The organism is Citrobacter sp. wls718, assembly GCF_005280945.1.
Classification (GTDB): Bacteria; Pseudomonadota; Gammaproteobacteria; order Enterobacterales; family Enterobacteriaceae; genus Citrobacter; species Citrobacter gillenii.
Genome location: NZ_SZWV01000021.1, coordinates 31,911 through 41,940 on the forward strand (window position 1 = coordinate 31,911; position 10,030 = coordinate 41,940).

Below are 10,030 nucleotides of genomic sequence, written 5' to 3' on the forward strand. Positions count from 1 at the left end.
CATTGTTGTTGAATCTGTAGGCCGGATAGGCGTTTACGCAGCCATCCGGCACTGTTTGAAGATTACTTAATTCCGTCTGCGCTCATGCGGTCGCGAATATGTTGCGCACGTTCGGCGGAGGCTGGATGGTCGTCAAACATTGAGCTTTGACGACCGGCTTCCAGTTTTGCCAGTTTCTCAAAGCTGGTGGCTAAGCCTGCCGGATTAATACCGCGTTTGCGCAACAAATCATACGAGTAATCATCCGCTTCGGATTCCTGACGTTGGGAGAACTGCGAGTTCACCAGTTTTTCTCCCAGATCGCCAAGCTGAGACTGCGACAAGCTGCCGACGATGCCGCCCGCAGAGGCCGCTGCGGCACGCACGGCGTTGGTTCCCAGCGCAACTTGCATTCCTTTCTTCACGTGACCCAGCGCAACGTGGCCCATTTCGTGACCAATAACCGCCTCAACTTCGTTATCTGTCATCATATCCATCAGGCCGCTGTACACGCGGATGCAGCCATTTGCCATCGCAAACGCGTTAACGTCTTTCGCCACATAGACTTTGTAATTCACCGGCTGGCCGTTGATGTTATCGCCTAGCGCAGCGGCGATTTTGCTCAGTCGTTTGGTATATTCACTGCTGGCAGGAGCAATGGTCGCTTTGCTGTCCATATCCTGGCAGGCTTGGTTGCTCAGCGCGATGACCTGAGCATCGCTCAGACTGTAGGCCTGGAAAGCACCTGCGCCAGATGAAAGTAGTCCGTTGGAGTCCATATTCTGGCAGCCGGTCAATGCCGTTGCCATGCTCATAGCAAGCAGTAAAGCGCGAATTTTCATTTTTTCTCTTCCGCACGAAGTCAGGATTATTCTAAAAAATGCGTCGTTTGCAGGTAATGCGACGCTCAACCTAAGTATAAAGAAAAGAACAACAAGCGGGCGAGAAGATTGCGCAACATGCGTGCAGGATCCAGAGATTTCTGAAGCGGTAAAAGGATGCTCCATGTACATGGCACGCGGCTTGGGTTACATTGTTGGCACTTTTTTCCGGCGTAGCCCAAAACGCTCTGTCGTCAAGTCGTTCCGGGCACAGCCTTCATTATCCGATCTGGAGTCAAAATGTCCTCACGTAAAGAGCTTGCCAATGCTATTCGTGCGCTGAGCATGGACGCAGTACAGAAAGCCAAATCCGGTCATCCGGGTGCCCCGATGGGTATGGCTGACATTGCCGAAGTCCTGTGGCGTGATTTCCTGAACCACAACCCAAATAACCCGTCCTGGGCTGACCGTGACCGCTTCGTGTTGTCAAACGGTCACGGCTCAATGCTGATTTATAGTTTGCTGCACCTCTCCGGCTACGACCTGCCGATGTCTGAGCTGCAGAACTTCCGTCAGCTGCACTCCAAAACGCCGGGTCACCCGGAAGTGGGTTATACCGCGGGTGTGGAAACGACTACCGGTCCGCTGGGTCAGGGCATCGCTAACGCGGTGGGTATGGCTATCGCTGAAAAAACGCTGGCGGCGCAGTTTAACCGTCCAGGTCACGACATTGTTGACCACTTCACCTACGCCTTCATGGGCGACGGCTGCATGATGGAAGGTATCTCTCACGAGGTATGTTCTCTGGCTGGTACGCTGAAGCTGGGCAAACTGATTGCGTTCTACGATGACAACGGTATTTCTATCGATGGTCACGTTGAAGGCTGGTTCACTGATGACACCGCGAAGCGTTTCGAAGCTTACGGCTGGCACGTGGTGCGTGGCGTTGATGGCCATGATGCTGATGCGATTAAGCGCGCAGTAGAAGAAGCCCGCGCAGTGACCGACAAACCGTCCCTGCTGATGTGCAAAACCATCATCGGTTTCGGTTCCCCGAACAAAGCTGGCACCCACGACTCTCACGGTGCACCGCTGGGCGACGCAGAAATTGCACTGACCCGCGAGCAGCTGGGCTGGAAATACGCGCCGTTTGAAATCCCGTCTGAAATCTACGCACAGTGGGATGCGAAAGAAGCAGGTCAGGTTAAAGAAGCGGCGTGGAACGAGAAATTTGCTGCTTATGCGAAAGCCTTCCCGCAGGAAGCCGCTGAATTCACCCGTCGTATGAAAGGTGAAATGCCATCTGACTTCGATGCGAAAGCGAATGAGTTCATTGCTAAACTGCAGGCCAATCCGTCCAAAATCGCCAGCCGTAAAGCATCCCAGAACGCTATTGAAGCGTTTGGTCCTTTACTGCCAGAATTCCTCGGTGGTTCCGCTGACCTCGCCCCATCTAACCTGACTATCTGGTCTGGTTCTAAAGCCATTAACGAAGACGCTGCCGGTAACTACATCCATTACGGTGTTCGTGAATTCGGTATGACCGCTATCGCTAACGGTATCGCGCTGCACGGTGGTTTCCTGCCGTACACCTCTACCTTCCTGATGTTCGTTGAATATGCCCGTAATGCGGTGCGTATGGCGGCACTCATGAAACAGCGTCAAGTGATGGTCTATACCCACGATTCCATCGGTTTGGGCGAAGATGGCCCGACTCACCAGCCGGTAGAGCAGGTTGCTTCTCTGCGCGTGACCCCGAACATGAGCACATGGCGTCCATGTGACCAGGTTGAATCTGCGGTAGCGTGGAAATACGGCGTTGAGCGTCAGGACGGTCCGACCGCGCTGATCCTCTCCCGTCAGAACCTGGCACAGCAGGAACGTACTGAAGAGCAGCTGGCAAACATCGCACGCGGTGGTTACGTGCTGAAAGATTGCGCTGGCCAGCCTGAGCTGATCTTCATTGCTACCGGTTCTGAAGTTGAACTGGCGGTGGCTGCATGGGACAAACTGACGGCGGAAGGCGTTAAAGCGCGCGTGGTCTCCATGCCGTCTACCGATGCATTCGACAAGCAGGATGCCGCTTATCGCGAATCCGTGCTGCCGAAAGCTGTCTCTGCTCGCGTGGCAATTGAAGCGGGTATCGCGGACTACTGGTTCAAATACGTGGGCCTGAACGGCGCTATCATCGGTATGACCACCTTTGGTGAGTCTGCTCCGGCTGAGCTGCTGTTTGAAGAGTTTGGCTTCACCGTAGACAACGTGGTTGCGAAAGCCAAAGAACTGCTGTAATTACGATTACAACGGTATAACGGGTCGCTCAGGCGGCCCTTTTTTTTGTGCGTCAGATTTTTTCTTGGCGTAGCTGACCCGTTTCAAGGCGCACTACGCGAGAAAAATGACGCTGCGTAAATGCAACGTCATGGCTGATCGCGACCACGCTAGTACCTCGTGCGCGGCATACCGCGAGCCAGTTCTCAAATATCGCCAGCCAGTGTGCGTCAAAATCCCGGCTCGGTTCATCAAGCAGGAGAAGGGCCGGTGCCATGGCTTCAAGGCTGGCGACGGCGACCATACGTCGTTGCGCGGTGTGCAGATCCAGCGGATGAGCGTCGGCGACGTCCGCTAACTGACATAACTGCAGGGCTGCTGCAGTACGTTGCGCAATCTCCGCGGCGGGACGCTTTTGCAGTCGCAATCCAAAGGCGACTTCCTCTGCGACCTTGCTGTGAAAAATTTGGTTTTCGGCTTCCTGAAACAATACGCCGAGCACCTTAGCTCTTTCGCGGTTTTTCAGTTGCGCAATCGATCTGTCACTCAAGGTTATCGTGCCAGATGAGGGGGGCAGAAGGCCCGCCATGATGCGCAGCAGCGTGGATTTTCCCGCGCCATTATCGCCCGTCAGCGCCAGCCATTCACCGGCGTTAAGATTAAGCGAGATGTTGTGCAGGCAGTTATAAGAGGCATTCGGCCAGCGATACGTCACCTTGTTAAGCATTAGCATTGTGGGGATAGCGCTCCGTCACGTAGTTGCCATGCCTGCTGACAATGGCTGATAAAAGGGGGGTGGTCGCGTTCGAAAAGCACAATCAACGCCTGTTGTTCCTGCGCCCATTGATGCAACCGATCCAGCAACATACTGGTGGCCTGCGCCGTCAGACGACTGAATGCTTCATCCAGAATCAATATTCTGGGTTGCATGGCTAGCGCGCTGGCAATGACCACCCGCTGTGTTTCTCCGCCGGAAAGCGTTCCTGGATGGCGATGGCGCAACGACTGGCATTCCGTCAGTGTGAGTGCCGCGTCAATTCGACGCATAATTTCAGCCTCCTGCAGGCGGAGGTTCTCCGGGCCGAATGCCACTTCTTCCTCCACGCTGAATGTGCAGCCAGAAAGCTGCAGATAAGGCGATTGCTGCACCAGTTGGATGGTACACGACTGCTCGACGAGTGACAGTTGTCCGACAGGATTTCCCAGCAACTTTCCTTTCCCTTCAATCTCTCCGGGAAGAAAATCGGGGTACCAGCCTGCCATCAGCTGTGCCAGCGTACTTTTTCCGCTGCCGTTATCACCGAAAATTGCCACCATTCCGGGTTCTGCATAGTGGAAGTCAAAGCAGGCTGGTGGGCGCGTGGCGTGCGTCGGGAGATAGCGAAACTGCTCTAGCGTAACCATATCCACACTCCTGTTTCGACCAGCATGGCGAGTACCATCGTGTAGCGGGCAATGCGTTGTAAGGTGCTGTCCTCCGGTGCCCATAACGTTGTGCGTCTACGATGCAAACGAAAGGCCCGCATGTCCAGTGCCGCCCCGCGAACCACCAGATCGTTAAGCGCATTATGCGTGAGTGGCACGATCAGCGCCGGCGTGGCGCGCAGCCGTTGATACCAGTGCTCGTCCAACGGCACGCCGCGCGCGCGCTGGGCTTCGTGAATAATCGCCAACTGGCGTTTGAGTTGCTCAACAACCAGCAGCGGGCCTGCAAACAGGTAGGCAACGCCGGGTGGCAGGCGGGAGGCAAACAGGGCGCGAATAAACCGCGATACCGGCACGTACTGCATCCACAGCTGTGACGTTGACACAATTGCCAGGATCCGCAACCACAGCGTGATGGCATCGGCCCACCGTTGTGGCGTGCGCGGTTGTCCGCTTATCCATTCGGTCAACCAGCCACCGTGGACCAGCCACAATCCAACGCCCAGGGGCACCATCAACCAGACGACATATTTCGCCCGGGGACGCGTGGCTGGCATACAGAGTAAGAACAGGAACATGACCGTGCTGTAAACGGTAAGCGGTATTCCCGCGGGTAGCAGCAATGTGGAACATGCGGCCAGCGCCCACAGGGTTAACGAGGTAAACGGGTGCATTTAGCGCACAGCAGACATCGTTGGAAAATGACGTGTGGTGCGCAATGGAAGCTGGCGCAACAGTACCCAAACAATCACGGCGGTGAGAATTTTATCTACCAGATTGGCGCCAATCACCGTGACAGCCACCGACTCAACCAGACCCTCGCCAACCGAGTGCATCCAGGCAACAAATAAATCAGCGCCGCTGCCGGTCACGCCGCCAAACAAGGTGGTGCGGATAGGCACGGCAACGACAGTGACGGCCAGGGTAATGATGACGCCGCTGGTCACTACTTTCGGTAAGGTACGAAACCATCCTGCTCGTGCCAGCCATCCTGCGACCAGCCCGATAACCATAGCTACCGGCGCGAAGGCGGCAGCGATCGGATCGGTGAGTAACCCCCACAGCAGGTTGGTGAGTAATCCCGTTAACATTCCCACAATCGGGCCTAATAGCACCGCGCTGATAATGGTGCCGATGGAGTCGAGAAAAATAGGCAGTTTCACCATGCTGATGAGCTGTCCACCGACCATATTGATGGCGATGGCAATAACAATCAGTACCAGTGACTGGCTGGAAAATTGGCGACGCGCCATAGAAAACCTCTTTAAAGTGAAGCGTTAACGGGATGTGATAACCAGTTCGTCATAGCCGGAAACGACACAAGGTTGGCGGCTAAACGCCAGCTCTGTGAGTTCGCCAATCACCAGTTCCAGCGTGGTTCGCACGGTACAGCCCGGCATCATGTGGCCTCCCAACATCGCGCCCTGTGGGTCAGAAACCGCAAGATGCAGGTGTTCGCCGGTCAGTTCCAGCGTGCCGTTCAGGGAGATAATTTCCCAGGTGCCGGTGAGCAATGTGGTTTCTTCCTGACCCGCGAAGCGTAAGGCAACGTGGGTTAAACTTCCGGTACAACCGGCAATCCAGGCGGCATGTAATTGATGCTGTTGGATAAAATCGTGCAGTCGGGAAAAGACTTCCTGGCCAGGGAGTAAACGCAGCGCATGAAAGCGAGCTGCAGAGGCGTGAGGAGAGTATGTGACCATAGGTTGAGGGACTCCGAGACTCGGACGTAGCGCTGATAATATAGACGCTGGCTAGGGTGCTTTCTGATATAAATCAGGATTTGTGACACGGCAACGAAATAATCTTGCTACGCTTATTCGCAATTCAGGAATATGGAATAAATTTAGCGGGGCAGAGCGTTAAAATGTGATGTAAGTCAGATAACGGTGTTCTGTTGCTGGACAATCATTCCTTTTATTCCTTGTTTCGCTTATTCTAGCTGAAGCGTTTCAGTCGATTAAATGTTCGACAATTAATCAAACAGTCGCAGTTTGCGACAGGTAAGGTTTCCCTGAGCGATTTGCTGCATTACTCTGTCAGCCACATCGTTTCTGAGAAATCCTTGCAGGAGACCTATGACCGTACGCGTAGCGATTAATGGTTTCGGTCGCATCGGGCGCAACGTGGTTCGTGCTTTGTATGAATCCGGGCGTCGGGCGGAAATCACCGTGGTGGCCATCAACGAATTGGCGAGTGCTGAAGGCATGGCGCATTTGTTGAAATATGACACCAGCCATGGACGTTTTGCCTGGGATGTTCGCCAGGAACGCGACCAGCTCATTGTTGGCGACGACGCGATTCGCATTCTGCATGAGCGAACACTCGATGCGCTTCCGTGGCGCGAACTGGGTGTTGACGTCGTGCTGGACTGTACGGGGGTCTTCGGTAGCCGCGAACACGGCGAAGCGCATATTGCCGCAGGTGCAAAAAAAGTGCTCTTTTCACATCCTGGTAGTCACGACATCGACGCAACCGTTGTGTTTGGCGTTAATCAGGATCAGCTGCGCGCTGAAGACCGGATCGTTTCCAACGCCTCCTGCACCACGAATTGCATTATTCCCGTTATTAAATTGTTGGATGATGCTTACGGCATCGAGTCCGGCACCGTTACGACGATCCACTCCGCGATGCACGATCAACAGGTTATTGATGCCTATCATCCCGACCTGCGTCGTACGCGAGCAGCCAGTCAGTCGATTATTCCCGTTGATACCAAACTGGCGGCGGGGATCACACGAATTTTTCCACAATTTAACGATCGTTTTGAAGCGATTGCGGTGCGTGTACCGACCATAAATGTGACGGCGATCGACTTAAGCGTGACGGTGAAAAAACCAGTAAAAGCGAGTGAAGTCAACCAGTTGCTGCAAAAAGCAGCACAAGGTGCATTTCATGGTATAGTTGACTATACGGAATTACCGTTGGTCTCTGTAGATTTTAACCACGACCCGCACAGCGCCATCGTTGATGGTACGCAAACGCGCGTAAGTGGTGCTCACCTGATCAAAACATTGGTCTGGTGCGATAATGAATGGGGCTTTGCTAACCGCATGCTCGACACAACGTTAGCGATGGCTGCTATTGGTTTCAGGTAAGGCGCGTGAGCGCTTGCAAAACTTTAAGAATCAACGAGAGGATTCACCATGTCTGTAATTAAGATGACCGATCTGGATCTTGCTGGTAAACGTGTTTTTATCCGTGCGGATCTGAACGTACCAGTTAAAGAAGGGAAAGTAACCAGCGATGCGCGTATCCGTGCGTCTCTGCCGACCATCGAACTGGCCCTGAAACAGGGTGCAAAAGTGATGGTAACTTCCCACCTGGGTCGTCCTACCGAAGGCGAGTACAACGAAGAATTCTCTCTGCTGCCGGTTGTTAACTACCTGAAAGACAAACTGTCTAACCCGGTTCGTCTGGTAAAAGATTACCTCGACGGCGTTGACGTTGCAGCCGGTGAACTGGTGGTTCTGGAAAACGTTCGCTTTAACAAAGGCGAGAAGAAAGACGACGAAGCACTGTCTAAAAAATACGCTGCACTGTGCGATGTATTCGTCATGGATGCTTTCGGTACGGCTCACCGTGCGCAGGCTTCTACTCACGGTATCGCGAAATTCGCTGACGTTGCTTGCGCGGGTCCGCTGCTGGCCGCTGAGCTGGACGCACTGGGTAAAGCTCTGAAAGAACCGGCTCGTCCGATGGTTGCTATCGTTGGTGGTTCTAAAGTTTCTACCAAACTGACCGTTCTGGACTCTCTGTCTAAAATTGCTGATCAGCTGATCGTCGGCGGTGGTATCGCCAACACCTTCGTTGCCGCGCAAGGCCACAACGTGGGTAAATCCCTGTACGAAGCAGACCTGGTTGATGAAGCTAAGCGCCTGCTGACTCTCTGCGACATCCCGGTACCGGCTGACGTTCGCGTAGCAACTGAGTTCTCTGAAACTGCGCCTGCAACGCTGAAATCTGTTAACGACGTGAAAGAAGACGAGCAGATCCTGGATATCGGTGACGCATCTGCACAGCAGCTGGCTGAAATCCTGAAGAATGCAAAAACCATTCTGTGGAACGGCCCGGTTGGCGTGTTTGAATTCCCGAACTTCCGCAAAGGGACTGAAATCGTGGCTAACGCCATTGCCGACAGCGAAGCATTCTCTATCGCTGGCGGCGGCGACACCCTGGCGGCTATCGACCTGTTCGGCATCGCTGACAAAATCTCCTACATCTCCACTGGTGGCGGCGCATTCCTCGAGTTCGTGGAAGGCAAAGTTCTGCCAGCAGTAGCCATGCTCGAAGAGCGTGCTAAGAAGTAATTCAGTTCAGGCGGGGTGACCCGCCTGTTTTTCAGCGCGCTTAAACGCTCGCGAACCTTCTTCAACGGTCGAAGATACAGATACAGGACTACGTAACATGTCTAAAATTTTTGATTTCGTAAAACCGGGCGTCATCACTGGCGACGACGTACAGAAAGTTTTCCAGGTAGCAAAAGAAAACAACTTTGCACTGCCAGCTGTTAACTGCGTCGGTACCGACTCCATCAACGCCGTTCTGGAAACCGCTGCAAAAGTTAAAGCACCGGTAATCGTTCAGTTCTCCAACGGTGGCGCTGCATTCATCGCGGGTAAAGGCGTGAAGTCTGACGTTCCTCAGGGCGCGGCAATCCTCGGTGCTATCTCTGGTGCGCATCACGTTCACCAGATGGCTGAACACTACGGTGTTCCGGTTATCCTGCACACTGACCACTGCGCGAAGAAACTGCTGCCGTGGATCGACGGTCTGTTGGACGCGGGTGAAAAACACTTCGCAGCAACCGGCAAACCGCTGTTCTCTTCTCACATGATCGACCTGTCGGAAGAGTCTCTGGAAGAGAACATCGAAATCTGCTCCAAATACCTGGCGCGCATGTCCAAAATGGACATGACTCTGGAAATCGAACTGGGTTGCACCGGTGGCGAAGAAGACGGCGTGGACAATAGCCACATGGACGCTTCTGCACTGTACACCCAGCCAGAAGACGTTGATTACGCGTTCACCGAGCTGAGCAAAATCAGCCCGCGTTTCACTATCGCGGCATCCTTCGGTAACGTACACGGCGTGTACAAACCAGGTAACGTGGTTCTGACCCCGACTATCCTGCGTGACTCTCAGGACTATGTTTCTAAGAAACATAACCTGCCGCACAACAGCCTGAACTTCGTCTTCCACGGCGGTTCCGGTTCTACTGCTCAGGAAATCAAAGACTCCGTAAGCTACGGCGTAGTGAAAATGAACATCGATACCGATACCCAATGGGCGACCTGGGAAGGTGTTCTGAACTACTACAAAGCAAACGAAGCTTACCTGCAGGGTCAGTTGGGTAACCCGAAAGGCGAAGATCAGCCGAACAAGAAATACTACGATCCGCGCGTATGGCTGCGTGCTGGTCAGGCAACCATGATCACCCGTCTGGAACAGGCTTTCAAAGAACTGAACGCGGTTGACGTTCTGTAATTTACGCTGTTCAACATGACATCAGGCCCGCAAATGCGGGCCTTTTT

Annotated in this window: 10 protein-coding genes; 4 read left to right on the top strand and 6 right to left on the bottom strand. The window is 53.8% G+C overall.

What is annotated here, in order from left to right; translation table 11 throughout:
- Nucleotides 1–62: 62 nt before the first annotated feature.
- Entirely contained in the window at nt 63–821 is a 759-nt protein-coding gene (locus tag FDW95_RS04245; protein ID WP_096755757.1) for a M48 family metallopeptidase, read from the bottom strand.
- Between the two features lie 279 nt (nt 822–1,100).
- Here FDW95_RS04245 and tkt point away from each other — a divergent pair, with 279 nt between their 5' ends.
- Nucleotides 1,101–3,092: a transketolase gene (gene tkt / locus FDW95_RS04250; protein WP_096755758.1), complete on the top strand. Its 1,992-nt coding sequence runs from the start codon at nt 1,101–1,103 to the stop codon at nt 3,090–3,092.
- Between the two features lie 52 nt (nt 3,093–3,144).
- Here tkt and FDW95_RS04255 read toward each other — a convergent pair whose 3' ends face one another.
- From FDW95_RS04255 to FDW95_RS04275, 5 genes are read right to left on the bottom strand one after another with little or no spacing between them, the layout of a single operon-like run.
- On the bottom strand, nt 3,145–3,804 hold the full coding sequence (locus FDW95_RS04255) for an ATP-binding cassette domain-containing protein (RefSeq protein WP_115257522.1): 660 nt from the start codon (nt 3,802–3,804) through the stop codon (nt 3,145–3,147).
- Complete coding sequence (locus tag FDW95_RS04260; protein ID WP_115257523.1) at nt 3,798–4,475, bottom strand: energy-coupling factor ABC transporter ATP-binding protein; 678 nt, start codon at nt 4,473–4,475, stop codon at nt 3,798–3,800. The genes FDW95_RS04255 and FDW95_RS04260 overlap by 7 nt, the downstream gene beginning before the upstream one ends.
- Entirely contained in the window at nt 4,463–5,170 is a 708-nt protein-coding gene (locus FDW95_RS04265; protein WP_115257524.1) for an energy-coupling factor transporter transmembrane component T, read from the bottom strand. Before FDW95_RS04265 ends, FDW95_RS04260 begins: the two co-directional genes overlap by 13 nt.
- Nucleotides 5,171–5,749 carry an ECF transporter S component gene (locus FDW95_RS04270; protein WP_115257525.1) on the bottom strand — a complete coding sequence of 193 codons (579 nt, stop codon included), beginning with the start codon at nt 5,747–5,749 and terminating at the stop codon, nt 5,171–5,173. It abuts the gene before it with no gap.
- A gap of 24 nt (nt 5,750–5,773) precedes the next feature.
- Nucleotides 5,774–6,199, bottom strand: coding sequence for a PPC domain-containing DNA-binding protein (locus FDW95_RS04275; protein WP_115257526.1), 426 nt, complete (start codon nt 6,197–6,199; stop codon nt 5,774–5,776).
- 375 nt (nt 6,200–6,574) lie between these two features.
- On the opposite strand from FDW95_RS04275, the gene epd reads away from it, so the two are divergent.
- From epd to fbaA, 3 genes are all read left to right on the top strand, one after another.
- A complete protein-coding gene (epd, locus tag FDW95_RS04280) occupies nt 6,575–7,594 on the top strand; it encodes an erythrose-4-phosphate dehydrogenase (protein ID WP_096755770.1) in 1,020 nt (339 codons plus the stop codon).
- 48 nt (nt 7,595–7,642) lie between these two features.
- Complete coding sequence (pgk, locus tag FDW95_RS04285; protein WP_096755771.1) at nt 7,643–8,806, top strand: phosphoglycerate kinase; 1,164 nt, start codon at nt 7,643–7,645, stop codon at nt 8,804–8,806.
- A 97-nt stretch (nt 8,807–8,903) separates the two neighbouring features.
- Complete coding sequence (fbaA, locus tag FDW95_RS04290; protein ID WP_096755772.1) at nt 8,904–9,983, top strand: class II fructose-bisphosphate aldolase; 1,080 nt, start codon at nt 8,904–8,906, stop codon at nt 9,981–9,983.
- Nucleotides 9,984–10,030: the final 47 nt, after the last annotated feature.